We start from the raw sequence: 25,276 nt of genomic DNA on the forward strand, positions 1-25,276 counted from the left end.
CCCTTGTCCCCTCTTGCGCGGTGTTCGTCCCCCGCCGCCGCAGCGTAACACCGGGGACGCCCGAGCCAGGCGGCCAGTGGACAAGTGGCCCAGTGGATGAGTGGCTGAGCCAATTTACGTCTGATCCCTTGACGCTCCCTATCCCCACGACCCAATGTGGTCCAGCCACTTGGCCAATCCGCGATCCGGTTCCGAGTGGCTCAGCCACTCAGCCACTTCTCTCCGTCCCCAGCTCCTCCCCATCCGCCCGCCCGCTCGACAAGGGACCCAAAGACGGGAGCCCGCATGTCCGCCGAACTGATATCGATCCTCGTGCTCGTCGTGGTGTTCGTGATCGCCACCACCCGCTCCATCAACATGGGCGCCCTCGCCTTCGCCGCCGCCTTCGGAGTCGGCGAACTCGTCGCGGACCTCGACGCCGACAAGATCTTCGCCGGCTTCCCCGGGGACCTCTTCGTCGTCCTCGTCGGTGTGACGTACCTGTTCGCGATCGCCCGCGCCAACGGCACGACCGACTGGCTGGTGCACGCCTCCATCCGGCTCGTGCGCGGACGGGTGGTGCTGATCCCGTGGGTGATGTTCGTACTGACCGGCGCGCTGACCGCGATCGGTGCGGTGAGCCCGGCCGCCGTCGCCATCGTGGCGCCGATCGCCCTGAGCTTCGCCGCGCGGTACTCCATCAGCCCACTGCTGATGGGCGCCATGGTGGTGCACGGCGCGCAGGGCGGCGGCTTCTCCCCCATCAGCATCTACGGGTCGATCGTCAACGGCATCGTCGAGCGCGAGGGTCTGCCCGGCAACGAGGTCGCCCTCTTCCTCGCCTCGCTCATCGTCAACCTCGTGATCGCGGGCGTGGTGTTCGTCCTGTTCGGAGGGCTGAAGCTGAGGGGTGACGGCGTCCTCGTGGAGACGGCCACGGCATCGGGGAAGGCGGGCAGGGTCGCGAACGGCTCGGGCGCCGGAGCTGGTTCCGCCGCCGCCACCACCACCGGCACCGGCACCGGCACCGGCACCGGCACCGATGAGAACGCGCGCGAGCGGGAGCGCGGGAAGGGCACGTCCGAGGAGACCGACGAGGAGACCGACGAGGACACCTCCCGTCTCAACCCGGCCCGCACGGCCACCCTCGCCGCGCTCGTCGCCCTCGTCGTCGCCGTGCTCGCCTTCGACCTGGACGCCGGTCTCACCTCCATCACGCTTGCCGTCCTGCTCAGCACCTGCTGGCCCGAGGACAGCCGCAACGCCGTCACCCAGATCGCCTGGCCGACGGTCCTGCTGATCTGCGGTGTGCTGACGTACGTCGGTGTCCTCGACCAGATGGGCACGATCGACTGGGCGGGTGAGGGGGTCAGCGACATCGGCGTCCCGCTGCTCTCCGCCGTGCTGCTCTGCTACATCGGCGCGCTGGTCTCCGCGTTCGCCTCCTCGGTCGGCATCATGGGGGCGCTGATCCCGCTGGCCGTGCCGTTCCTCGCGCAGGGTGAGATCGGGGCGGTCGGCATGGTCGCGGCGCTCGCGGTGTCGGCGACCGTGGTGGACGTGAGCCCGTTCTCGACGAACGGCGCCCTGGTCCTGGCGGCGGCGCCCGACGTCGACCGGGAACGCTTCTTCCGGCAGCTGATGATGTACGGAGGGGTCGTGGTGGCCGTGGTCCCGGCCGTGGTGTGGCTCGCCCTGGTGGTACCCGGCTGGGGGTGACACCGACGCCCGCGACCCGTCCCACGGCACGACGCCCGGCACGACGCCCGGGACGGCGCCATGCCCCGACACCCCGCCCCAGGCGCCCGCCGCCCCTGATGACCAGTGAAACTGACAGTCGACGAACGACGACCGACGACCACGTCCGACGACCAAGGAGTACGCTCGCGTGTCCCCTCTCTTCCCGGCCCTGACCGAGGCACTGGCGGACCCGGACGGCACCGCCGCGCACCGGTCGGCCCTGCGCTTCGGCGACCGCTCCCTGACCTACGGCGAACTCGCGACGGCCGCCGCCCCGCTGGCCGCCCGTATCGGGGAGGCGGGCCGGATCGCCGTCTGGGCCACTCCCACCCTGGAGACGGCGGTCGCCGTGGTCGCCGCGCTGCTGGCCGGTGTCCCCGCCGTGCCGCTCAACCCGAAGTCGGGCGGGAGCGAGCTGGGACACATCGTGGCGGACAGCGCGCCGACGCTGGTGCTCGCATCGGCGGGCGACCAACTGCCGTCCGCCCTCTCTGCGTTGGAGCGTGTCGACGTGGACGTCGACGTACGTGCCGCGCGGGCGGCGGCAGCCGCCGCCGAGGTCCTCGCCCCCGGCTTCTCCCCGGAGGCCCCCGCCCTCGTCGTCTACACCTCCGGCACCACCGGCCCTCCGAAGGGCGCCGTCATCCCCCACCGGGCCGTCGCCACCACCCTGGACGCCCTCGCGGACGCCTGGCAGTGGACCGGCGACGACGTCCTCGTACACGGCCTCCCCCTCTTCCATGTGCACGGCCTGATCCTGGGCATCCTCGGCCCGTTGCGCCGCGGCGGCTCCGTACGGCATCTCGGGCGCTTCGACGTCACGGGCGTGACCAGGGAGTTGAGTGCGGGCGCCACGATGCTGTTCGGGGTCCCGACCATGTACCACCGGATCGCCGAGACCCTGCCCGACGACCCGGCTCTCGCGAAGGCGCTGGCGCGGGCGCGGCTGCTCGTGTCGGGATCGGCGGCCCTGCCGGTGCACGACCACGAGCGGATCGCGGAGGCGACGGGCCGGCGGGTCATCGAGCGGTACGGGATGACGGAGACGCTGATGAACACCAGCGTCCGTGCGGACGGCGAGCCCCGGGCCGGCACGGTCGGCGTCCCGCTGCCCGGCGTCGAACTGCGGCTGACGGAGGAGGACGGGACGACGGCCCTGGCGGCGTACGACGGGGAGACCGTGGGCGAGATCCAGGTCCGCGGGCCGAACCTCTTCACCGAGTACCTGAACCGGCCCGACGCGACGGCGGCGGCCTTCACCGAGGACGGCTGGTTCCGCACCGGCGACATGGCGGTGCGCGACCCCGACGGGTACGTGCGCATCGTCGGCCGCAAGGCCACCGACCTCATCAAGAGCGGCGGATACAAGATCGGGGCGGGTGAGATCGAGAACGCCCTCCTGGAGCACCCCGGCGTGCGGGAGGCCGCGGTCACGGGCGAGCCGGACCCCGACCTCGGGGAGCGGATCGTGGCGTGGATCGTCCCCGCCGACGCCGAGAACCCCCCGCTGCTCGCGGAGCTGGCCGACCACGTGGCCGTCCGTCTCGCGCCCCACAAACGGCCCCGGGTCGTCCACTGTCTCGGCGCCCTGCCCCGCAACGACATGGGCAAGATCATGAAGCGTGCGCTGACTCATGACTGAGGCCTCCCGGCGGTTCACGGCCCGAGAGGCGATCGGTCTCCTCACCGCCGACTTCACCGACCTGCCCGTTCCCGCGGGCACGCACCGGCCGGACGGCCCGCTGTCCTGGCAGGGGTACGACGCCTCGCGCGCCCGGGCCGCGGACCGCACCGGCGAGGAGGAGTCCGTCGTCTGCGGTACCGGCACCGTCGGTACGGCTCCCGCCGTGCTGATCTCCTTCGAGTTCGGCTTCCTCGGCGGCTCGCTGGGCGAGCGGACGGGTGACCGCCTGCAGGCCGCGTACACGTACGCGCGTGCACACCGCCTGCCGGTCGTCTCCCTCGTCGCGACGGGCGGCAGCCGGATGCAGGAGGGCATGCGCGCCCTGGTCCAACTCCAGCGCGTGGCACGTCAGTCGGCGCTCACCCGGGCGGCCCGCCTGCCCCAGGTCGCCGTGCTGCGCGACCCGACGACGGGCGGCGGCTGGGCCACCCTGGGCGCGGGAGCCGACGTGATCCTCGCGCTGCCCGGAGCACAGGTGGGTTTCGCGGGCTCACGGGTCCGCCCGCCCGACGCGGACCCGGCCGCGTACACCGCGCAGGCGCAACTGGCGGCAGGAGCGGTCGACGCGGTGGTGCCCGAGCAGGAGCTGCCGGGGACGCTGGCACTCTGGCTGCGCCTGCTGAGCCACCCGTCGGCCGACCCCGTCCCCCCTCCCCCGGCCCTGGCCGGCACCGCGCTCCCCGACACCGGCTGGCAGGCGGTGCACAACGCGCGGTCTCCCCAACGACCCCGGGCGCAGGCCTACTTGGACGCGTACTTCGCCGAGCGTGCCCCGATCAGCGGCGACCGCTGCGGCGGCACCGACGACGGCATGCTCTGCGGTGTCGGCGTACGGGCGGAGGACGGCCGGGTGGTCGCCTACGCCGCCCAGACGGGCACGGCGACCCGCCCCGCGGGCTACCGCACCGCCGCCCGGCTGATCCGGCTCGCGGACCGGCTCCGTATCCCCGTCCTGACACTCGTGGACACTCCGGGGGCCGCCAACGACGCGGAGGCGGAGCGGCAGGGCGCGGGCGCGGCCATCGCGGACCTGTTCGGAGCCGTGGCGGCAGCGGAGACCCCGGTCACCACGTTGCTGATCGGTGAGGGCGGCTCGGGCGGCGCGCTGGCCCTCGCGGCACCGGACAACACGTGGGCCACGCCGGACAGCTACTTCTCCGTCATCGCCCCGGAGCTGGCGGCCGCCATCCTCAAGCGACCGCCGCAGGAGGTGCGCGCCACCGCTGACCAGCTCCGCATCCGCCCACAGGACCTGGTGGACCTCGGTGTCGTACGCGGCATCGTGCAACCGGTGAGGTACCCCGGGTAGGCGGTCAGGGGCGACGCCTGCCGCCCCGGCCACCACCACTCGCGGAGCCCGTCACCACTCGCGGAGCCCGTCATCACCCGGGTCCCGGCACCACCCGGCCTCCGGCCCTCCGCCCGGGCCCCGGGCGCCACCACCCGAGCCGGCCCGTCACCTGATCGCCCGTCGCCTCCGAAGACCACCCATCCAGCGGCACCCCGCCCGGCCCACCCCGAAAGGCGACACCCCGTCAGGTCCCGCACGATGCGTAGGAGGACCGCCGCCCGGCCGAGTCCCACCGTCCGTGCTCTCGGGAGGACCCACGATGACCGCCAGCCTGGAGCAGTTGCGCCGCTGCCATTTCGCCGTAGACATGGGGGCGGCGAGGACACGTGTCTTCGTGAAGGGCGCCGGGCTCGTCGTGGACCAGCCGAGCGTCGCCGCCGTGAACACGAAGACCGGCGCCCTGATCGCCGTCGGCGAGTTCGCGGAGAAGATGACGGGCCGTACGCCCGACTACATCCGCGTCGTGCGGCCCGTCTCCGGCGGCACGGTCGTCGACATCGAGATGGCCCAGCGCATGCTGCGCCAGCTGCTCGGCGACAAGGTCCGCCGCGCCCTGCGCCGCAAGCCCCGGCTGCGGGCCGCCATCTGCACCCCGCACGACGCCGACCCGCTCGCGGAGCGCGCCGCCGTCGAGACGCTCGTCGGACTCGGGGCGCGGCGCGTCGAACTCGTCGACACGCTCATCGCCGCCGGTGTGGGCTGCGGACTGCCCGTGGAACGGCCCGAGGCCACCATGATCATGGTGTGCGGGGCCGCCGCCACCCAGGTCGCGGTGCTGTCCCTCGGCTCGATCGTGACCGCCGCACGCATCCCCGTCGGCGGCGAGGCAATCGACCACGCCATCGTCCAACACCTGCGCCACCAGCACGAGTTGATGCTCCCCTCACAGTCGGTACGCCCGCTGCAGCTCGCCCTCTCCGGGAACGGGCTCACCCCGCACGGCCCCGCCTCCACCGAGATCCACGGCCGGGACGTGGCCACCGGCCTCGCCCGTTCCGTGCAGGTCGACACGGCCGCCGTGCGCGACGCGATCCAGACGCCGCTGACCGCGGTACTCGACGGCATCGGCAAGGTGCTGCGCGTCTGCCCGCCGGACCTGGTGGCCGACCTCGCCGACCGCGGGATCATGATGGTCGGCGGCAGCGCCCTGCTGCCGGGCCTCGACCAGATGCTGCGGCACGCGACGGGCATGCCGGTACACATCGCCGAACGGCCCGACGTGTGCGCCGTCCTCGGCCTGGGCGCGATGCTGGAGGGCAGGATCGAGCCGCTGGTCCTCGACACGTCGACCGCCTGAGCGCCCGTACGGATCGGTACGCGCAGAGCCCGCCCCCGCCGCCCCGCATGACGGAACCCACCGGCCCTACTGGCCCCACCGGCCCCGCCGAGCGCCCCGCCCAGGCGCCGGCTCCCCGTCCCTCCCTCGCCCTCCCCCGCCTCCTCGAAGCCGTCCTCGGTGTCGGCAGCGATCTGGAACTGCGCGCCACGCTCCAGCGCATCGTCGACAACGCGGCCGGACTGACCGACGCCCGGTACGCGGCCCTGGGGGTACTCGCCCCCGGGGACCACGGCCTGGCGGAGTTCTGCACGACCGGGCTGCCGGATGCCGAGCGGGCACGCATCGAGCATCCGCCGGACGGACGCCGGGGCCTGCTCGGCGTGCTCGTCCGCGAGCCCGCTCCGCTCAGGCTCACCGACCTGACCGCCGACCCGCGCTCGTGCGGCATGCCGTCCGGGCACCCCAGGATGCACAGCTTCCTCGGCGTTCCGGTGCGCGTGGAGGACGAGGTGTACGGCAACCTCTATCTCACCGAGAAGCGCGGCGGCCCGTTCACCGCCGAGGACGAGCAGGTGGCACGCCTGCTCGCCACCCAGGCGGGCATCGCCATCGGCAACGCCCGCCTGTACGAGACGGCCCGCCGGCGGGAACGCTGGATCGAGGGTGCGGCGGCCGTGACGACGGCGCTGCTCACCGGTGAGGCGGCGGCCGACGCGCTGATGACGGTCGCCGAGCGTGCCCGTGTCCTCGCCGGCGCGGCGGCCGGCGTGATCCTCCAGCCCACCGACGAGGGCGGTATGGAGATCGTCACCGCGTCGGCGCCGGACGGCCGGGGCGGCCTGGTCGGCACCACCATCGCGCCGGGCAGCTCCGTGCTGGAACAACTCCTCGGCGGGGAACCGGTGTTCGTCGAGGACTCGGCGACCGACCCGCGTATGACGACCCCCGTACGGCACCGCTTCGGGCCGAGCATGCTGCTGCCGTTGCAGACCGCGGGCCGGCTCATCGGCACCCTCGCCCTCCCGCGCCGGCGCGGCGACCCTCCGTACACCCCCGCCGAGAAGCTGCTGGCCACGCAGTTCGCCTCCCAGGCCGCGCTGGCGCTGGTGCTGGCCGACGCACAGCAGCGCCGGGAGCGGCTCGCCGTCTTCGAGGACCGCGACCGGATCGCCCGTGACCTGCACGATCTGGTCGTCCAACGGCTCTTCGCCACCGGCATGATGCTGGAGTCCACACTGCGCCGCGCGGCCGCGGAGGAGCAGGACGCCGGGGTCCACGCGACGCTCGGCCGGGCCGTCGACGAACTCCGGTCGACCGTCCAGGAGGTCCGTACCGCGATCTTCGCCCTGCAGCAGCCGCCCGCCGACGCCCCGACCAGCTTCAGGGGCAGGGTGCTCCGCGAGACGGCGGGCGCCGCGCCGGTCCTCGGCGCCCAGCCGTCGGTCCACTTCACCGGTCCGGTCGACACCCGTGTGACGGACACGGTGGCCGGGCACCTCCTCACCGCCCTCCGGGGCGCCCTCACCACCATGTCCCGGCGCCCCGGCACGACGCGGGTCGCGGTCACGGTCGACGCGACGGCAACACTCCCGGACGGCCGCCCCGGCGTACGGCTCACGGTGTCCGACAACGGAACCCCGGACGGCGACGCCCGGGCCAAGGACACGATGACGTGGGTGTCTCCCCTGTAGACGGGCGAGGCTCCACCCCACGTCCCAAGGTGACGCCTCGGGCCTGTTTCCGCGGTGCAGACGTCTCGCCCGCCTCGGGCAAAGAGCCCTGGCACGCCGGGCGTCGCCGACGGCCCCGAACGCCCCGCCCGCCCCACGTCGGATCAGACCGTGAACTCCCGGATCACCGTGTTCCGGAACACCGCCTGCCCGTCGATGGTGAACAGTGCCAGCCCCGTGTCGGACGGGTCGGGGAAGGCCTCGGTCGAGTGCACGTACCGGCCGTCGCCGACGAACATCTCGACGGACGTGCGGTCGACGAGGATGCGCAGGCGGACCGTGCGGGCGGACAGGTCGAAGGGCGTCCGGCTCTCCTGCCAGCGGCCGGAGGTGTCGGGGCTCACGGTGTAGCCGCGGTTGACGAAGGCGTAGTCGCCGTAGACCCCCGCGTCGATGTGCCGCCCGCCGTCCGACGACCGCCGCAACTGGAGCCCCGCACCGGTCAGTTGGTCCCAGGTGATGTCACAGGTCAGCTCGTACGCGGTGCCCGTGTACGCGAGCAGCCGCGTGCCGTCGACCGTGAGGTCGCCGAGGTCCACCGTGCGCGAGACGTGGTCGTCCAGGGCCGCCACCGGCTGGGACGCCAGGTAGTACGCACCCGATGACGCGCGCCGCAGCCGTATCTCGCGGACGATCGAGTCGGTGCCGTTGAAGCCGTCGCACTCCATCGTGGGGGTGGTGCCCGCGTAGTCCCAGTGGTTCATCCACCCGATCGCGTACCGTGCGGCCGGGTCCAGGACTCCGTTCGTGTCGCGCTTGTCGAAGGTGACCGCCGCGTACCAGTCCCAGCCGTGGTCCAGCCACTGGGGATCGGACACGTCGGCGGTGAAGGCCGTGCCGTCGAAGGAACCCGTCCAGTACGCGAACGTGCTCGGCCGCCCGGAGCCCTTGCCGTTGGCGCTGACGCCCAGGACCCACTTCCAGGTCCCGTCCTGCGCCCGGATGCGGAACAGGTCGGGGCACTCCAGGACGCCGATGCCGCCCCTGATGAAGCCGCCGACGTACGTCCACGCCTTGAGGTCGGCGGAGTGGTAGAAGCCGACCTTGTCGTTCTCGGCGAGCAGCATCACCCACCGCCCGCGCTCCTCGTCGCGGATCACCTTGGGGTCGCGGAAGTCCCGTACGCCGGGGTTGGCGAGGACCGGGGCGGTGCCGTGGTGCGTGAAGGTGCGGCCGTTGTCCGTCGAGTAGTACAGGTACTGGGCCTGGGTGACGTCGTCGGGCGCCATGGTCGCGAGGACGATCACCGCGCCCGCGCCGAAGCCCGCCGTGTCGTCCGTGTCGATGACCGCCGAACCCGACCAGACATCGCCGTTCGGGGTCGTGTTCTTCGGCACGGCGACGCCCCGGTCGGTGAAGGAGACGAGGTCGGTGCTGGTGGCCAGGCGCCAGGCGGTGCCGGCCGCCGTGCCGCCCGTCGAGTAGTCGGGGTTGTAGAGGTAGTAGTAGTGGTACTCGCCGTCGATCCAGACCGGACGCTGCGGGTCGTTCATCCACTGGTCGGGGACCGTGAAGTGGTACGCGGCGCGGTAGCTGCCCGTGCACGCGGCCGCCGTGGCCCCGGCGGGCGCCGCCATCGCCGGTCTCACGAAGTCCGGAAGCAGAGCACCGGCGGCACCGGCGGCCGAGGCCGCCAGCAGCGACCTCCTGGACAGAGTCCCCCACGGACTCAGCGAACTCCTCGGCATGTCACGCATCGTGCGGCTCCCTTCCCCGACATCGCCGTCGGGACGCGGCTCGTGTGACTCAGGTGGCCGGAACCGTATACCTAACTCGTTAAAGGTCAACCCTTCACACACATTCCGTTCACGTGACTCCCCATCCGTCCCCACCCCTTGACAGAGCCACAACGGGATTCTCATCATCGGGGAATCAACCTCGACTAACACGAGTTAGGCTCGCCGATGACCGACTCGCTCCTCTCCCGCCGGGGCCTGATGCGCTACGGCGCGTACGGCGCCGGAGCCGCCGCTGTCGCCGGTGTCGCGGCCGGCTGGGACCGCCTCACCGCCGCCGACATCCCCGGTCGCGACGACGGCTCGCTCGTCATCGCCACCCTGGGCTCCGCCTTCAACCCCGACGCCCAACGCGCCCTGCGCGACGGGTTCCGCGAAGTCCACCCCGACATCAGGATCCGTATCAACCCCGTACAGGCCTACGACTGGTCGGACTTCTTCTCCAAGATCCTCACCCAGATCGCCGCGGGCACGGCGCCCGACCTCGTGTACGTCGCCACCGAGGGCGTGCAGCTCTTCGCCCAGCGGCTCGGCGTACCGCTGGACCGGTGGGCGAAGCGGGACGCAGCCGAGCTGCGCTCGTACTTCGCCGACGTCCATCCCTCACTGGTCGAGTCGATGATGTACGAGGGAAGCCTCTACCAGCTGCCGGTCGAGTTCAACGCGGCCGACATGTACCTCAACACCCGGGTCCTGGAACGCGCCGGCGCCGGCCTCCCCGACAACGACTGGACCCACGACGACTTCACGACGCTGCTGCGCGCGATGAAACGCAGCAACGGCGCCGGATTCACCCCGTACTTCTGGACCAACCGGCTGTGGGGCGGCGTGGTCCCCTGGCTGTTCGCGGGCGGCACCAACCTCCTCGCCGAGTCCAGGGCTCCCGGGGGCGACTGGCTCTGGAACTCCTTCTACCCCGAGGCACAACGGCGCGGCCGGGGCGGCGGCTACCGGTGGACGACACCCCAGGCCGACTCCGACCGCGTCGCGGAGGTCTACGACTATCTCGCCTCCCTCATCCAGGAGGACCTGTGCACCCGGCCGGAGGGCGGCGACGGCCGCAACCTCGTCGGCGTGTTCTCCACCGGCCGCGTCGGTGTCACACCCGCGGGCGGCTTCTGGGCGGGCGGCCTGCACGAGGCGGGCATGAAACCGGCCGACTACGACGTGCGGCACTTCCCCCGCTGGCGTACCCGGCGTCACCAGTTCGGCGCCGCCGGGTACGCGATGCTGCGCACGTCGAAGATGCGGGACGAGGCCTGGGAGTTCATCAAGTACGCCGCCCGCAAGGACGTGATGACCCAGCTCTTCGCAGCCAACCAGACCACTCCTGCCCGCCGTTCCATGGTCGACGAGGCCCGCTACCGGGAGACAGGACCGGCCCACTGGCAGGTCTTCTACGACACCCTCGACAAGATCCCCTCCACCGGCCCGATCCCGGCCCCGCCGCAGGTCAACGAAGTCGAGCAGCTGCTGATCAAGCACACCGGAACCGCCCTCGCGAGCCCCGGCGCGGTGCGCCCCGCGCTGCGCCGGCTGCAGGGGGACCTGGAGAAGGCCATGGAGCGTGAAGTGTGACGAACACCGAGATCAGGCCTGCCCGGCCGGAGCCCGCCCGTCCCCGCAGGGCCCGCGGCGCCCGTAAGGCATCCGGGCCCGCGGCCACGACCGCCCGCACCCGGGGCACCCGTCTGCTCGCCGTACTGTTCCTCGCGCCCACCGTCGTCGGCATCGTCGTCTTCACGGTCGTACCGATCGTCGGCTCGGTCGTCCTCAGCCTCTTCCAATGGGACGTGATCGACGACCCGCGCTGGGCCGGAGCGGCCAACTACCGTGAAATCCTTACTGACTCAACAGTCCTCGTCTCCTTCCGCAACACGCTCGTCTTCATGGTGCTCGCGGTCGCACTCCAGCTGCTGATCGCGCTCGTGCTGGCGATCGCGGTGAACGGCCGGATGCCCAAGTGGCTGCGGTCCGTGTTCCGTTCGGCGTTCTTCTTCCCGCTGGTGCTGTCCGCCGCGTCCATCTCGGTGGTGATGAAGTACCTGTTCAACCAGGACTTCGGCCCCGTGAACTGGCTGCTTGGCACGGTCGGCATCCCCTCGGTCCCCTGGCTGACCTCGGAGAACGGGGCGATGGCGGCCGTGGTCCTGGCGTACGTCTGGCAGCAGTTCGGCTTCTCGTTCCTGCTGTTCGTCGGCGGCCTGAACAACATCCCGAAGGAGGTGCACGAGGCGGCCGCCCTGGACGGCGCGAGCGGGGTGCGCAAGCACCTCGCCGTCACCCTGCCACTGCTGTCGCCCACGCTCCTTGTGGCGTCCGTGGTCGGCATCATCAACGCCCTCCAGGTCTTCGAGCAGCCGTACGTCCTCACGGCGGGCGGCCCCGGCGACTCCACCCGCACGGTCGTGATGGTCATCTACGAGACGGCCTTCGAGCAGCTCCGCTTCGGCGAGGCGTCCGCCGTGGGCGTCCTGCTGTTCGTTCTGATCATGGCGGTCACCGCACTCCAGTTCCGGCTCAGCCGGCGTTACGTCCACTACCAGTGAGCCGGGTGAGTCAGTTGAGTACGAGTTCCCTCTCGAAATCCCTGCCGGGTTCGGCACCGGGTGCGATGCCGGGTCCCCGCACGAGCCCCACCGCGTCACGCGTACGGCACGGCCTGGCACCCTGGGGCCGGATCGCGGGCCTGGCGCTGTGCGCCCTGCTGACGCTCGGCCCGGTCATCTGGACGGTGTCGACATCGCTGCGCACACCGGCGGAGTCCTTCGACCTGCCGCCGAGGATCATCCCCACGGACCCCACCGTCGACGCCTACCGCGGGGTCTTCGACCAGATCGACGTCTGGCTGTACGCGCTGAACTCCACGCTGGTGACCGCGCTGATCGCGGCCGGCCAGATGATCACCGCGGGCCTGGCGGGCTATGCCTTCGCCCGCCTGGAATTCCGCTTCAAGAAGCCGCTGTTCGCGCTGGTCCTGGCCACGATGATGGTGCCGTTGCAGGTCACGATGGTCCCGGTCTTCCTGGAACTGAAGACGTTGGGCCTGACCGACACCCTCCTCGGCCTCATCATCCCCGCCTTCCCGACGGCCTTCGGCACCTTCCTGATGCGCCAGTACTTCCTGGGCATGCCGAAGGACCTGGGCGAGGCGGCGATGATCGACGGCGCGGGCCCGTGGCGCGTCTTCCGGTCGGTGTACGCCCCCTTGGCGGCCCCCGGTCTCGCCATCGTCGGCGTCCTGGCCTTCAACTACCACTGGAACGAGTTCTTCCGGCCGCTGATCCTCGAAACCTCCACCGAGAACCTGACGCTGCCCCTGGGCCTGGTCTCCCTCCAGGGCAATCTCGGCACCGGCTCGATCTCCGTGGTCCTCGCCGGAGTCGTCCTCTCCATGCTCCCCGCCGTCCTCGTCTTCGTCGTCGGCCAGCGCCCTCTGCGCGAGGGCATCACATCCGCAGGAGTCAATCGTTGAGTTCCGTGAGCCGGCCGACCGACGCCCACAGCCCGCGCTTCCGGGTCCGGCCGCCGTCCAACTGGATGAACGACCCGAACGGCCCCGTGCGCTGGGGCGGTCGGTACCACCTCTTCTACCAGCACAACCCCGACGCACCCGTCCACGCGAACATCCACTGGGGCCACGCCTCCAGCCCCGACCTCGCCCACTGGGACGACCACGGGATCGCCCTGCGGCCGACGCCCGGCGGCCCGGACGAGGCGGGCTGCTGGTCCGGCTGCGTGGTGGACGACCAGGGCGTACCGACAGCCGTGTACTCCGGGATCGACCGCGACCACCAGGGCCTGAGCGCGGTCTGCCTCGCCGTGGCGGAGGACGACGACCTCCAGCAGTGGAAGCAACTGCCGGTCCCGGTGGTCGCCGCCCCACCCCCCGGCCTGGACGTGACGATGTTCCGGGACCCGTTCGTCTTCCGCTTCGCCGGCCGCCGCTGGGCACTGATGGGCGCCGGCCACGCCGACGGCACCCCGTCCGTCCTGGTGTACGACTGCGAGGACCTGTACGACTGGCGGTTCGCCGGGGTCCTGCTGGACGGCCGGGACGCGGCGGCGGCCCGCGCCTTCGGTACGCGGGCGATCGGCTGGGAGTGTCCGCAGCTGTGGGAGACGGCCGGGGGCGACTGGGTGCTGGCGGTGGCCCTGTGGGACGGCGACCCGCTGAGCACCGCGTACCTGACGGGTCATCTGGTGGAGGAGCCGGACGGTGGACCGAGGTTCGCGGCCGGTCCGGGCGGCGGCCCGCTGGACCTCGGCCGTGACTTCTACGCCCCCTCCGTCCTCCAGGACACGGTGTCCGGCCGCGCCCTGCTCTGGGGCTGGTCCTGGGAGTCACGCCCGCCGGAAGAGGTGGCCCGCGCGGGCTGGTCGGGAGTCCTCACCGCACCACGCCTGATGGACACCCACGAGGACGGCACGCTACGGGTCGTACCGGCTCCGGAACTCGAACTCCTGCGAGCGGCCGTCCCGTTCACGGCCGCACCAGGACCGCACCGGCCGCTCCCCCACGCGTACGACCTGCTGGTGACCGCCCGTTCAGCGGCGACCGTGAGTCTGCTGCGGGCCGCGTCCGGGGCCGAACTGACCGTACGGCTCGATCCGGCGTCCGGCACGGTGACCCTGGACCGCACGGCCTGGCCACGCGCCCGCCCGGACGGCACGGCCCCCCTGTTCCTGCCGACCCCGCCGGCCGAGACCCTCACCGTACGGATCCTCGTGGACGGCTCCCTGCTGGAACTGTTCGCGGGCGACCGGGCGACGGCCACGGAACGGGTCTACCGACGCGACGACGACATCGCGGAGCTGGCCGTGTCGGGCGCGGACGTCGAGGTCACGGGCTGGGAGCTGGTCCCACCGAACCCCGCATGACGACGGGGCACTCCAGCCGCCGGGTGGTGACCGGCGGCGCGGTCCCGCTGCCGATGGCGTCCAGGAGCAGGCGGACGGCCGTCTCTCCCATCGCGCGATGGGGCAGGGCGACCGTGGTGAGGGGCGGGCTGAGGAAGGCCGCCATGTGCTCCTGGTCGTCGTAGCCGACGACGGACAGGTCGGCGGGCACGTCGAGGCCCAGGCGCGCGGCGGCGTGGAGGACGCCCGCGGCGACCCGGTCGTTGTAACAGACGATCCCCGTGGGCCGCCGGTGGGCCGGAACACCGTCCAGCAGCCGCAGCGCGCCCTGGTACCCGGCGTCGATCTCCCCTCCCGTCCGCACGACCCAGTCCTTCCCAGCCGTCAGCCCCACCGTCCGCAGCGCGTCCCGGAAGCCGCGCAGCCGTTCCGCGGTCGCGATGTCGTCCAGACCGCCCACCAGGGCGACCCGGCGGTGGCCCGCGTCGAGGAGGACGCGTGCGGCGCTGCGGCCACCGGCCCGCTCGGCGGGGATGACGGCCGCGAGGGAACCGTCCTCGGGGAGACAGTTGGCGAGCACGGCGAACGTGTGGTGCAGCCCTTCCGGCACCCGGGCGCGGCGCAGCGACAGCGCGGCGTAGATGATCCCGTCGACCCTCCGGTCGAGCAGTTCGGCGACGGCCGCGTCCTCGGCGACCGGGTCCTGCCCTGAATCGACGGTGAGCACCAGGTGCTCGCTGTTCCACGCCATGTCCATGGCCCCGCGCAGCAGCCGCCCGGCGAACGGGGAGGTGGCGATCTCGTCCGTGACCAGACCGATCACGGCGGTACGACGCCGGCGCAGTCCACGGGCGACGGCGTGCGGCCGGTAGCCGAGCTGTGCTGCCGCCTTGCGGATCTTCTCCTGCGTCTCGGCGGAGAGGTTGCCCTGGGCACGCCCGTTGAAGACGAAGGACACGGCCGTGTGCGAGACCCCGGCGAGCCGGGCGACATCCTTCGAGGTCGCACGCTCGGCTCCGCCGCCCCGCGTCTTCTCGACCCCGCCCATGCACCGTCCCCGCCGACTTCGCCCGACCGGCCAAGCCTACCCGCGGAAACCACCACGGAGCCCGCCACCGCGGGCCGCACGGGGCGACCGGATTCGTGAGTCGGTGCGGCGAGGCGGCGTCGGTCCGGGCTGCCTGGATCAGCATCCAGCGCCGGGATCGAAGGGAGCCCGTACGGTCGGCCCAGCGCCCACGAACGGGCACATCCGCGCAGCTCGAAGCCTCTTGAACCAGCAACCCCGGCAACGAGGTTGAACTCATGCGCAGCGGATTCGGCCCGTTCGCCCAAGGTCCTGAATACGCACTCCTGCTGAGACGTTTCCGCAGGTTACAGACGTGCACAGTGGGGCGGGTGGGACTCGAACCCACGGCCGGCGGATTATGAGTCCGCTGCTCTAACCGGCTGAGCTACCGCCCCATTACGGCGCGTCGCGCACATTTGTGCGCGCCGTCTGCCGCAGCATAGCCGCTCATACGATCTCCTGCTTCGGATGGTCGACTTCGCCTGCCCTCAAGGACCTCACCTGGGGCGCAGCGGTTCCCGCGGACATGAAAAAGGACCCCATCGGGGTCCTCGTTCCGGTTGCTCTCCCGACTGGACTCGAACCAGTAACCTGCCGGTTAACAGCCGGCTGCTCTGCCAATTGAGCTACGGAAGATCGAAGCTCCCCCGACTGGACTCGAACCAGTAACCTGCCGGTTAACAGCCGGCTGCTCTGCCAATTGAGCTACAGGGGATTGCCTCGCTTGCATCGAACGTACCTCCCTGGGTATTCGCCAGGGGGCGTGCGCTCGCTGCGACACATACATTAGCGCAAGCAGGGGGGTGCTCCGCCAATCGGTAACCCGCCTGCGACCGACGCCGCCGCAATGACCGACCCACAAGAGGAAGGGTGGCCCCCATGCGCTACCGGCTCACGTTCGTCGTCGGACTGACCCTGGGATACGTGCTCGGCTCACGTGCCGGGCGCGAGCGGTACGAGCAGCTGAGGAAGACCGCCCGGCAGGTCGCGCAGAACCCGGCGGTGCGCAACACCGCCGAGTCCGCGGCCCAGCAGGGGCGGCAGTTCGCCGGGAAGGCGTACCACGTGGTGAGTGAGAAAGTCGGTGACAAGGTCCCCGACTCGGTCACCGACAGGGTCCGCTCCCTGCGCGAGCGCAGCCCGAACGGCACCCGTAGCGAGGACGACTGGGGCACCAGCAACACGTAACCGGTACGAGAGCCTCCGCCGCACCGGTACGGCCAGCTCCGGTCGTACGGCAGAATTTCCGCCATGGGGATAGTCGCCGGGCTGGACAGTTCGCCCGATTTCACACGCATCGTCGTCTGTGACGCGGACAGCGGAGCCGTGCTCAGGCAGGGGTATGCCCCGCATCCGATGGACGGCTCGGCGGACGGTGGGCGGCCCTCGGACGTCGACCCGCAGGCCTGGCTGCTGTCCCTGGGCGAGGCCGCGGGCGGCGGGCTCCTGGAGGGCGTGCAGGCCATCGGTGTGTCCGCCCAGCAGAACGGGCTCGTCCCGGTGGACGCCCAGGGCAACACGATCCGTCCGGCGATGGTCGGCGGGGACAAGCGGGCGCAGGTCGCCGCCGCCGACCTCGTCGACGCGCTCGGCGGGCGGGAGGCCTGGGCGCAGGCCGTGGGGTGCGTGCCGCAGGCGGCGCAGCCCGTGACGAAGCTGCGCTGGCTCGCGAAGAACGAACCCGAGGCGGCCCTGCGCACCGCCATGCTGCTCCAGGCGCACGACTGGCTGGTGTGGCAGCTGCTCGGCCGTCCGGCGCGCCGGACCACGGACCGGGGCGGAGCCTCCGGCACCGGCTACTGGTCGGCGGCGACCGGCGCGTACCGGCCCGATCTCGTGGAGCTGGCGCTCGGCCACCAGGCGTTGCTGCCCGATGTGCTCGGACCGTGGGAGGCCGCGGGGACGACGCCCGAGGGGCTGCTGATCTCCGCCGGCACGGGCGAGACGATGGCGGCGGCCTTCGGCCTGGGCATCGGGCTCGGGGACGCGGTGGTGTCGCTCGGCGCCTCCGGTTCCGTGATGGCCGTCCACCAGGAGGCGCTGGTGGACTCCTCCGGGATGATCACCTCGCTCGCGGACGCGACCGGGATGCACCTGCCGGTCGTCACCACCCTCAACGCCGTACGGGCACTGCGCGGGGCCGCGGAACTGCTCGGCGTACCCGATCTGGAGGCCCTGTCGGACCTCGCGATGAAGTCCACCCCGGGCTCCCACGGGCTCGTGATGCTGCCGTACCTGGAGGGCGAGCGGACGCCGAACCTGCCGCACACCGCGGGGACGCTGGCCGGGCTGCGGCGGGAGTCGATGAAGCCCGAGCATCTGGCGCGGGCCGCCTTCGAGGGCATGCTGTGCGGGCTCGCGGACGCCCTGGACGTGCTGCGCAAGCGGGGTGTGGAGGTGCGGCGGATCTTCCTGCTGGGCCAGGCCGCCGAGCTGAGCGCGGTGCAGGCGTGCGCGCCGGCGCTGCTCGGTACGCAGATCGTGGTGCCGCAGCCCGCGGACTACGCGGCGATCGGCGCGGCCCGGCAGGCGGCCTGGGCGCTCGGCGTCCAGCAGGGCACGATCCAGCCGGGGCTGCCTCCGGTCTGGCAGGGGGCGGCCGCGCAGGTCCTGGAGCCCGGCGAGGAGCTGGCGGTGGGGCAGGCCGTGCGGCAGCAGTACGTCTCGGTGCGGGACCAGACCCACCCGGGGGCCTTCCGGTCCTGAGCCTCCGAGGGTCCCGGCCACCCGGACGGCCTACGGCTCGGGGCCGGCATGTGGTCCTCTCTTGGACCTCTCTTGGGTTAATCAGTTGAGGTAACGCGGGTGGAGTGTTCGACGATAGGGGCCAAGGGCAACCAACCGCCCCGCCGCCGACCCCGAGAGACCCAGCGTGCTCATACGACTTCTGCGTACCTATCTCACGCCCTACAAGAAACCCATCGGCCTGCTCGTACTGCTGCAGTTCCTGCAGACCTGCGCCACGCTCTACCTGCCCACGCTGAACGCCGACATCATCGACAACGGTGTCGTGACGGGGGACACGGGCTACATCCTGTCCTTCGGCGCCCTGATGATCGGCATCTCGCTGGCGCAGGTCGTCTGCAACATCGGTGCCGTCTACTACGGCGCCCGCACGGCCGCGGCGGTCGGCCGGGACATCCGGGCCGGGGTCTTCGACCGGGTGCAGTCGTTCTCCGCGCGTGAGGTCGGCCACTTCGGGGCGCCGTCCCTGATCACCCGCACGACGAACGACGTGCAGCAGGTGCAGATGCTCGCGCTGATGACGTTCACCCTGCTGGTGTCGGCGCCGATCATGTGCGTGGGCGGGATCGTGCTGGCGCTCGGCCTGGACGTACCGCTGTCCGGGGTGCTGCTGGCCGTGGTGCCGGTGCTCGGGATCTCCGTCAGTCTCATCGTGCGCCGGCTGCGGCCGCTGTTCCGCACCATGCAGGTGCGGCTCGACACGGTGAACCGGGTGCTGCGCGAGCAGATCACCGGCAACCGCGTCATCCGGGCCTTCGTGCGGGACGCGTACGAGGAGGAGCGCTTCCGGAAGGCGAACGCCGACCTCACCGAGGTGTCGCTGGGGACCGGGCGGATGCTGGCGTTGATGTTCCCGATCGTCATGACGGTGGTGAACGTCTCGTCGATCGCGGTGGTGTGGTTCGGTGCCCACCGGATCGACAGCGGCGGGATGGAGATCGGCGCGCTGACCGCGTTCCTCGCCTATCTCATGCAGATCGTGATGTCCGTGATGATGGCCACCTTCATGTTCATGATGGTGCCGCGCGCGGAGGTCTGCGCCGAGCGCATCCAGGAGGTCCTGGACACCTCCAGCAGTGTGGTGCCGCCGAAGGCGCCCGTGCTGGAGCTGCGGCGGCACGGTCATCTGGAGGTCCGCGGGGCCGGGTTCCGCTTCCCGGGCGCCGAGGAGCCCGTGCTGAGGGCCGTCGACCTGGTGGCGCTGCCGGGCGAGACGACCGCCGTCATCGGTTCGACGGGCAGCGGCAAGTCGACCCTGCTCGGGCTGGTCCCCCGGCTGTTCGACGCCACCGACGGTCAGGTGCTGGTGGACGGCGTCGACGTACGGACGGTCGAGCCGCGGCTGCTGGCGCGCACGGTGGGCCTCGTACCGCAGAAGCCGTATCTGTTCGCGGGCACCGTCGCCACCAACCTGCGGTACGGGAATCCGGACGCGACGGACGAGGAGCTGTGGCACGCGCTGGAGGTCGCGCAGGCCAAGGGGTTCGTCGAAGGGCTGGAGAACGGTCTGGACGCCCCGATCGCGCAGGGCGGGACGAACGTGTCGGGCGGTCAGCGGCAGCGGCTCGCCATCGCCCGGACCCTCGTGCAGCGTCCCGAGATCTATCTGTTCGACGACTCCTTCTCCGCGCTCGACTACGCGACGGACGCGGCGCTGCGCACGGCGCTCGCGCGGGAGACCGCGGAGGCGACCGTCGTGATCGTCGCCCAGCGGGTGTCGACCATCAGGGACGCCGACCGGATCGTGGTCCTCGACGAGGGCCGGGTCGTCGGGACCGGCCGCCATCACGAGCTGATGGCGGACAACGAGACCTACCGGGAGATCGTGCTCTCCCAGCTGACGGAAGCGGAGGCAGCCTGATGGCCGGGCCCATGGGGCGGATGATGGCCGGCGGCGGTCCCGACCAGCACTCGATGGATTTCAAGGGGTCCGGGAAGCGGCTGCTGGCGCAGTTCAGGCCCGAGCGCACCACGCTGTACGTGATGCTGGCCGCCGTGGTCCTCAGCGTGGGCCTGTCGGTCGTGGGCCCGAAGATTTTGGGCCGGGCCACCGACCTGGTCTTCGCGGGGATCGTCGGGCGGGACATGCCCGCCGGGCAGACGAAGGCCGAGGCTCTCGCGGCGATGCGGGAGCGCGGCGACGGCGGTACGGCCGACATGCTCTCCGGGACCGACTTCACACCGGGCGAGGGCATCGACTTCGGGGCGGTCGGCGAGGTGCTGGGAATCGCGCTCGTGGCGTTCCTGGCGGCCGGGCTGCTGATGACCGTGGCGACGCGGCTGGTGAACCGGGCCGTCAACCTGACCATGTACAAGATGCGCGAGGACGTCCAGACCAAGCTGTCGCGGCTGCCGCTGTCGTACTTCGACAAGCGGCAGCGCGGTGAGGTGCTCAGCCGCGCCACGAACGACATCGACAACATCGGGCAGACCCTCCAGCAGTCGATGGGTCAGCTGATCAACTCGCTGCTGACCATCATCGGGGTGCTCGCGATGATGTTCTGGGTCTCGCCGCTCCTCGCGCTGGTCGCGCTGGTCACCGTGCCGCTGTCGTTCTTCGTCGCCACCCGGGTGGGCAAGCGGTCGCAGCCGCACTTCGTGCAGCAGTGGCGAACCACCGGCAAACTGAACGCCCACATCGAGGAGATGTACACCGGGCACACCCTGGTGAAGGTCTTCGGGCGGCAGGACGAGTCGGCGGCGCGGTTCGCCGAGGAGAACGACCAGCTCTACGAGGCCGGGTTCCGGGCGCAGTTCAACAGCGGGGTCATGCAGCCGCTGATGATGTTCGTGTCGAATCTCAACTACGTGCTGGTGGCGGTGGTCGGCGGTCTGCGGGTCGCGTCCGGCTCGCTGTCCATCGGTGACGTGCAGGCCTTCATCCAGTACTCCCGGCAGTTCTCCATGCCGCTCACGCAGGTCGCGTCCATGGCGAACCTCGTGCAGTCCGGGGTCGCGTCGGCGGAGCGGGTCTTCGAGCTGCTGGACGCGGAGGAGCAGAAGGCCGACCCGGTGAGCGGGGTGCGTCCCGAGGAGCTTCGGGGCCGGGTGGCGCTGGAGGGGGTCTCCTTCCGGTACGACCCGGAGAAGCCGCTCATCGAGGACCTCTCGCTGAAGGTGGAGCCGGGGCACACCGTGGCGATCGTGGGGCCGACGGGCGCCGGCAAGACGACGCTGGTGAACCTGCTGATGCGGTTCTACGAGACGACGGGCGGGCGGATCACCCTCGACGGCGTCGACGTCGCCGGGATGTCCCGGGACGAACTGCGGGCCGGTATCGGCATGGTGTTGCAGGACACGTGGCTGTTCGGGGGGACGATCGCGGAGAACATCGCATACGGGGCCTCCCGGGAGGTCACCCGGGGGGAGATCGAGGAGGCGGCTCGGGCCGCTCACGCCGACCGGTTCGTCCGTACGCTGCCGGACGGGTACGACACCGTCATCGACGACGAGGGGTCGGGGGTCAGCGCGGGTGAGAAGCAGCTCATCACGATCGCCCGGGCGTTCCTGTCCGATCCGGTGATCCTGGTGCTGGACGAGGCGACGAGTTCCGTGGACACCCGGACCGAGGTGCTCATCCAGAAGGCGATGGCGAAACTCGCGCACGGGCGGACGTCGTTCGTCATCGCGCATCGTCTGTCGACGATCCGGGATGCCGACACGATTCTGGTGATGGAGGACGGGGCGATCGTGGAGCAGGGGGCGCACGGGGAGCTGCTGGCGGCGGGCGGTGCGTACGCGCGCCTCTACCAGGCGCAGTTCGCCCAGGCGGCGGTGGAGGTGGACTGAGGGGGTTTTTCGGCCTCGAACGCCGCACGGGCTGATTTCTCGGCCCGTCCGGCGTTCGAGGACCGGGGGTTCGGGGGCGGAGGCCCCCGAGAACGCCTGCTAGTCCACTGCTAGTCCAGGTAACCCCGCAGCTGGTCCGCGAACGCGTGGTCGCGGAGTTTGTTGAGGGTCTTGGACTCGATCTGGCGGATGCGTTCGCGTGTCACGCCGAAGATCCGCCCTATCTCCTCCAGCGTGCGGGGGCGGCCGTCCGCCAGCCCGTACCGCAGCTGCACCACCTTGCGCTCGCGCTCGCCGAGCGTGGACAGGACCGCCTCCAGGTGCTCGCGCAGCAGCAGGAAGGCCGCCGACTCGACGGGGCTCGTCGCGTCGCCGTCCTCGATCAGGTCGCCGAGGGCCACGTCGTCCTCCTCCCCCACCGGGGCGTGGAGGGACACCGGCTCCTGGGCCAGCCGCAGGACCTCGCTGACCCGCTCACCCGTCAGGTCGAGGTGGGCGGCGACCTCCTCGGGCGTCGGCTCGTACCCCCGTTCCTGCAGCATGCGGCGCTGGACGCGCACGACCCGGTTGATCAGCTCGACCACGTGGACGGGGACCCGGATCGTGCGGGCCTGGTCGGCAAGGGCCCGGGACATGGCCTGGCGGATCCACCAGGTCGCGTACGTCGAGAACTTGTACCCGCGGGCGTAGTCGAACTTCTCGACCGCCCTGATCAGGCCCAGGTTCCCTTCCTGGACCAGGTCCAGCATGGTCAGCCCGCGCCCCACGTACCGCTTGGCGACGGACACGACCAGCCGCAGGTTCGCCTCGATGAGGCGGCGCTTGGCCATCCGGCCCATGACCACCAACTTGTCGAGGTCAAGGGCGAGTTGACTGTCGAGGTCGGGGGTCCGCCGCAGCTTCTCCTCGGCGAAGAGGCCCGCCTCGACCCGCCGGGCGAGCTCCACCTCCTCCGCCGCGGTCAGGAGGGGGATCCGGCCGATCTCCCGCAGGTACTGGCGGAACAGGTCGGACGAGGGTCCGCCGGTGTCCGCCCGCCCGCGGGGCAGTTCCACCGGCTCCGGCGCCTCGGTCTCGCTCTCCACGAGGACGGCGGGCCGCTCGGGCGGATCCTGGGGCTCGGCCGTCGTCTCGGGGTGGTGCGCGGCACGGTTCTGCGCCGGTACGGCCGCAAGGACGTCTGCGTCCGGGGCCGTGTCGCTGTCCGTGTCCGCGTCCGTCGTGTTGTGGGCTTGCGTCTGGTTCTGGGTCAGGGTCTGGGTCTGCACGGGGGCGACCTCCATGAATGTCGCTGCTGAGGCGTGCGGCAGCGGTACGTCGGGGATGGGGTCGGCGGCCTTGCCGCTGTCCATCCCGAAGTCATTGAGCGGAACCGCGGGGACTTCGGACCCGTCGCGTTCGGGTCGGCCGCGCTCCGAGGACTCAGGCACCGGAACCCAGTGTGGAGTACGACACATCACCGCCACGAGGGGCGTGCGGTGACTTTTTGAGTCCGGTCCGTGACCGCGTGGTTACCGTCCAGGAAAACTCGCGTGCCCGTTCGTATCCTGATCTGGCACGATCCCCGAGTGTCCGGTTCCCTTTACGAAACTCATGTGACGGTCCGCTGCGCGGGCGCCGCCGAATCGGAACGGCTGCGGTGCTGGGCGGCCGGGGCGGGTCTCAAGCTGACGCACATCGTGCTGGCCCGCGGCCGTGTGCCGTCGCAGCCGATGGTCACCTTGGCGGGTTCCCCGTCCTACGCCGCCGAATCGGCCCGGGCACAGGAAGTGACCGCTCTTCTGCGGGCGGACGGTTTCGTGCCCCTGCGCGTCAAGATCGAGTCGTCCCCGTGGGCCCCGGAGGTGCCACGCGAAGGCCAACCACACGAAGAACAGCAGTACTTCGAGCACCATGTGAAGCTCCTGCTGGACTCCGGCAACGACCTCGACGCCCTGGCCGCGAGGGTCGTCCCGCACGGCGCCCACCTCTCGTGGAACGCCCGGCGGACGCGTGACGGTCAGGGCGCGGGCGGACGGCACGAGCGGTTCGTGACCCAGCGGTGCCGGGGTGTGGACGCGCAGGGCGCCGGGCGGAGACTGGAGCGGCTGCTGTCGGAGCTGAACGGGTTCGAAGTGGTCGGTGTGGAGCGGGAGTTCGTGCTCCACGACAGTGACGTCTCCCTCGACGACGGCTGGATCGAGGAAGTCGCCGAGGAGGGCGCCGAGGAAGGCGTCGACGAAGACGCGGACGCACGGCGGCGCGGGTCACTCGTGCCGGGAGCTCCCCAGGAGGTGCGGACATGAGCGGGACCTGGCAGGACTTCGGATGGGGAAGCGCCGAGATACCCCGCGAGGCGCTCGACGACGCCACCCGCCGGGCGCGGGACCTGCCACGGACGCTGACCTGGGTGGAGGCGGACGACGCGGTGCAGTACCCGGTCTTCGATCCCTCCATGAAGCACCATCACAACGCCTACCGCGCCACCGACCCCGGCTTCGCCGACCCGGCCAGGGGTGCGGCCTGGCGGACCGCCCGGCGCCGCGCCCTGGATCTGGTACTCGCCGCGATCGCCGGATCCGAGTGGGTGGACTCGCTGGTGCTGCGCGGCAGCGTGCTGATGTCGGTGTGGTTCGGGGACGCCGCTCGTGAGCCCGGTGACCTGGACTTCGTCGTGGTTCCGCGCGCCTGGCGGATCGACCAGGAGCGCACCGGCCGGATGCTCGATGGGATCGCAGCGGCCGCGCAGGCGCTGGCCGACGAGCGCCGCCAAGAGCACGGGCCGGACGTCGGTGTCTCGGCGCGGGGCGCGGTCGTCGAGGACATCTGGACGTACGACCGGGTGCCGGGCCGCCGTATGGTGCTGCCCTGGGACGCCCCCGGCCTGCCCGGCGGGCACGTGCAGCTCGACTTCGTCTTCAACGAGCGGCTGCCCGAGGAGCCCGAGCCGGTCGAACTGCCGGGCGACTCGGTCCTGTGGGCCGCCACTCCCGGACTGTCGCTGGCCTGGAAGCTGATGTGGCTGATCAACGACATGCACTCGCAGGGCAAGGACCTGTACGACGCCGTGCTGCTGGCGGAGCGGCATCCACTGCCGTACGAGCTGTTGCACGAGGTCTTCCGGCTGTCGGCCGAGTGGCCCCGCCAGGACCGCGAGGGGGTCTTCCTCGAAGACCTGGTGCAATCCCTGCGGTACGTGGAGTGGGAGCACTTCGTCACGGAGTATCCGCGGTTCGCGGATCTTGAGCGGGAGTTCGTCGACCGGCTGGTACGGGCGATGGCGCCGACGTTCGAGGGGCGGCGGCCCGGCCCGCGGAACCGCGGCTGACCCGGCC

The 25,276-nt window shown here is 71.4% G+C and carries 18 protein-coding genes and 3 tRNA genes; 15 read left to right on the forward strand and 6 right to left on the reverse strand.

What is annotated here, in order from left to right; translation table 11 throughout:
- Positions 1–285 precede the first annotated feature (285 nt).
- From KUF83_RS10880 to KUF83_RS10900, 5 genes are all read left to right on the forward strand, one after another.
- Positions 286–1,698 (forward strand): SLC13 family permease, encoded by a 1,413-nt coding sequence (locus KUF83_RS10880; RefSeq protein ID WP_217454412.1) that lies wholly within the window; start codon positions 286–288, stop codon positions 1,696–1,698.
- 169 nt (positions 1,699–1,867) lie between these two features.
- Positions 1,868–3,361, forward strand: a complete 1,494-nt coding sequence (locus tag KUF83_RS10885; protein WP_217454413.1) for an acyl-CoA synthetase — start codon at positions 1,868–1,870, stop codon at positions 3,359–3,361.
- A complete protein-coding gene (locus KUF83_RS10890; protein WP_217454414.1) occupies positions 3,354–4,712 on the forward strand; it encodes a carboxyl transferase domain-containing protein in 1,359 nt (452 codons plus the stop codon). The genes KUF83_RS10885 and KUF83_RS10890 overlap by 8 nt, the downstream gene beginning before the upstream one ends.
- Positions 4,713–5,013: 301 nt before the next feature.
- The gene (locus tag KUF83_RS10895; protein WP_217454415.1) at positions 5,014–6,051 is read left to right on the forward strand and encodes a rod shape-determining protein; all 1,038 of its coding nucleotides are present in this window, start codon (positions 5,014–5,016) and stop codon (positions 6,049–6,051) included.
- Positions 6,052–6,098: 47 nt separating this feature from the next.
- Positions 6,099–7,724: a GAF domain-containing protein gene (locus tag KUF83_RS10900; protein WP_217454416.1), complete on the forward strand. Its 1,626-nt coding sequence runs from the start codon at positions 6,099–6,101 to the stop codon at positions 7,722–7,724.
- A gap of 143 nt (positions 7,725–7,867) precedes the next feature.
- Here KUF83_RS10900 and KUF83_RS10905 read toward each other — a convergent pair whose 3' ends face one another.
- Complete coding sequence (locus tag KUF83_RS10905; protein WP_254643666.1) at positions 7,868–9,460, reverse strand: glycoside hydrolase family 32 protein; 1,593 nt, start codon at positions 9,458–9,460, stop codon at positions 7,868–7,870.
- Positions 9,461–9,667: 207 nt separating this feature from the next.
- On the opposite strand from KUF83_RS10905, the gene KUF83_RS10910 reads away from it, so the two are divergent.
- The 4 genes from KUF83_RS10910 to KUF83_RS10925 all read left to right on the forward strand — a co-directional run bounded on the left by KUF83_RS10910 (position 9,668) and on the right by KUF83_RS10925 (position 14,380).
- Entirely contained in the window at positions 9,668–11,077 is a 1,410-nt protein-coding gene (locus KUF83_RS10910) for an extracellular solute-binding protein (RefSeq protein ID WP_217454417.1), read from the forward strand.
- Positions 11,074–12,048, forward strand: a complete 975-nt coding sequence (locus KUF83_RS10915) for a carbohydrate ABC transporter permease (RefSeq protein WP_217454418.1) — start codon at positions 11,074–11,076, stop codon at positions 12,046–12,048. The genes KUF83_RS10910 and KUF83_RS10915 overlap by 4 nt, the downstream gene beginning before the upstream one ends.
- Before the next feature lie 65 nt (positions 12,049–12,113).
- Positions 12,114–12,974, forward strand: a complete 861-nt coding sequence (locus tag KUF83_RS10920; RefSeq protein ID WP_217454509.1) for a carbohydrate ABC transporter permease — start codon at positions 12,114–12,116, stop codon at positions 12,972–12,974.
- A gap of 5 nt (positions 12,975–12,979) precedes the next feature.
- The gene (locus KUF83_RS10925) at positions 12,980–14,380 is read left to right on the forward strand and encodes a glycoside hydrolase family 32 protein (RefSeq protein WP_217454510.1); all 1,401 of its coding nucleotides are present in this window, start codon (positions 12,980–12,982) and stop codon (positions 14,378–14,380) included.
- On the opposite strand, the gene KUF83_RS10930 is transcribed toward KUF83_RS10925, so the two are convergent.
- The 4 genes from KUF83_RS10930 to KUF83_RS10945 all read right to left on the reverse strand — a co-directional run bounded on the left by KUF83_RS10930 (position 14,343) and on the right by KUF83_RS10945 (position 16,143).
- A complete protein-coding gene (locus KUF83_RS10930) occupies positions 14,343–15,407 on the reverse strand; it encodes a LacI family DNA-binding transcriptional regulator (RefSeq protein ID WP_217454419.1) in 1,065 nt (354 codons plus the stop codon). The two genes, KUF83_RS10925 and KUF83_RS10930, sit on opposite strands and share 38 nt — an antisense overlap.
- Positions 15,408–15,749: 342 nt before the next feature.
- Positions 15,750–15,823 (reverse strand) — tRNA-Ile (locus KUF83_RS10935).
- Positions 15,824–15,991: 168 nt separating this feature from the next.
- Positions 15,992–16,064, reverse strand: a tRNA-Asn gene (locus KUF83_RS10940).
- A gap of 6 nt (positions 16,065–16,070) precedes the next feature.
- Positions 16,071–16,143: transfer RNA gene (locus KUF83_RS10945), tRNA-Asn, on the reverse strand.
- 164 nt (positions 16,144–16,307) lie between these two features.
- Between KUF83_RS10945 and KUF83_RS10950 the strand changes: the two genes are divergently transcribed.
- From KUF83_RS10950 to KUF83_RS10965, 4 genes are all read left to right on the forward strand, one after another.
- On the forward strand, positions 16,308–16,616 hold the full coding sequence (locus KUF83_RS10950; RefSeq protein ID WP_217454420.1) for a YtxH domain-containing protein: 309 nt from the start codon (positions 16,308–16,310) through the stop codon (positions 16,614–16,616).
- Between the two features lie 63 nt (positions 16,617–16,679).
- Positions 16,680–18,134, forward strand: a complete 1,455-nt coding sequence (locus tag KUF83_RS10955; protein ID WP_217454421.1) for an FGGY family carbohydrate kinase — start codon at positions 16,680–16,682, stop codon at positions 18,132–18,134.
- A gap of 166 nt (positions 18,135–18,300) precedes the next feature.
- Positions 18,301–20,034, forward strand: coding sequence for an ABC transporter ATP-binding protein (locus KUF83_RS10960; protein ID WP_217454422.1), 1,734 nt, complete (start codon positions 18,301–18,303; stop codon positions 20,032–20,034).
- Positions 20,034–21,962, forward strand: a complete 1,929-nt coding sequence (locus KUF83_RS10965) for an ABC transporter ATP-binding protein (RefSeq protein ID WP_217454423.1) — start codon at positions 20,034–20,036, stop codon at positions 21,960–21,962. The genes KUF83_RS10960 and KUF83_RS10965 overlap by 1 nt, the downstream gene beginning before the upstream one ends.
- 110 nt (positions 21,963–22,072) lie before the next feature.
- Here KUF83_RS10965 and KUF83_RS10970 read toward each other — a convergent pair whose 3' ends face one another.
- Positions 22,073–23,392 carry an RNA polymerase sigma factor gene (locus KUF83_RS10970; protein WP_217454424.1) on the reverse strand — a complete coding sequence of 440 codons (1,320 nt, stop codon included), beginning with the start codon at positions 23,390–23,392 and terminating at the stop codon, positions 22,073–22,075.
- 138 nt (positions 23,393–23,530) lie between these two features.
- On the opposite strand from KUF83_RS10970, the gene KUF83_RS10975 reads away from it, so the two are divergent.
- Both KUF83_RS10975 and KUF83_RS10980 read left to right on the forward strand, forming a co-directional pair.
- Positions 23,531–24,247 carry a hypothetical protein gene (locus KUF83_RS10975; protein ID WP_308402970.1) on the forward strand — a complete coding sequence of 239 codons (717 nt, stop codon included), beginning with the start codon at positions 23,531–23,533 and terminating at the stop codon, positions 24,245–24,247.
- Positions 24,244–25,269, forward strand: coding sequence for a nucleotidyl transferase AbiEii/AbiGii toxin family protein (locus tag KUF83_RS10980; RefSeq protein ID WP_217454425.1), 1,026 nt, complete (start codon positions 24,244–24,246; stop codon positions 25,267–25,269). Before KUF83_RS10975 ends, KUF83_RS10980 begins: the two co-directional genes overlap by 4 nt.
- Positions 25,270–25,276 lie beyond the last annotated feature (7 nt).

The sequence above is a fragment of the Streptomyces sp. BV286 genome (genome assembly GCF_019090165.1).
Lineage (GTDB): Bacteria > Actinomycetota > Actinomycetes > Streptomycetales > Streptomycetaceae > Streptomyces.

Coding starts and splice junctions, on each gene's coding strand:
- KUF83_RS10880 (WP_217454412.1), top strand. CDS start 286: ATGTCCGCCGAACTGATATCGATCCTCGTGCTCGTCGTGGTGTTCGTG.
- KUF83_RS10900 (WP_217454416.1), top strand. CDS start 6,099: ATGACGGAACCCACCGGCCCTACTGGCCCCACCGGCCCCGCCGAGCGC.
- KUF83_RS10890 (WP_217454414.1), top strand. CDS start 3,354: ATGACTGAGGCCTCCCGGCGGTTCACGGCCCGAGAGGCGATCGGTCTC.
- KUF83_RS10930 (WP_217454419.1), bottom strand. CDS start 15,407: ATGGGCGGGGTCGAGAAGACGCGGGGCGGCGGAGCCGAGCGTGCGACC.
- KUF83_RS10980 (WP_217454425.1), top strand. CDS start 24,244: ATGAGCGGGACCTGGCAGGACTTCGGATGGGGAAGCGCCGAGATACCC.
- KUF83_RS10895 (WP_217454415.1), top strand. CDS start 5,014: ATGACCGCCAGCCTGGAGCAGTTGCGCCGCTGCCATTTCGCCGTAGAC.
- KUF83_RS10955 (WP_217454421.1), top strand. CDS start 16,680: ATGGGGATAGTCGCCGGGCTGGACAGTTCGCCCGATTTCACACGCATC.
- KUF83_RS10950 (WP_217454420.1), top strand. CDS start 16,308: ATGCGCTACCGGCTCACGTTCGTCGTCGGACTGACCCTGGGATACGTG.
- KUF83_RS10965 (WP_217454423.1), top strand. CDS start 20,034: ATGGCCGGGCCCATGGGGCGGATGATGGCCGGCGGCGGTCCCGACCAG.
- KUF83_RS10920 (WP_217454509.1), top strand. CDS start 12,114: ATGCCGGGTCCCCGCACGAGCCCCACCGCGTCACGCGTACGGCACGGC.
- KUF83_RS10905 (WP_254643666.1), bottom strand. CDS start 9,460: ATGCGTGACATGCCGAGGAGTTCGCTGAGTCCGTGGGGGACTCTGTCC.
- KUF83_RS10910 (WP_217454417.1), top strand. CDS start 9,668: ATGACCGACTCGCTCCTCTCCCGCCGGGGCCTGATGCGCTACGGCGCG.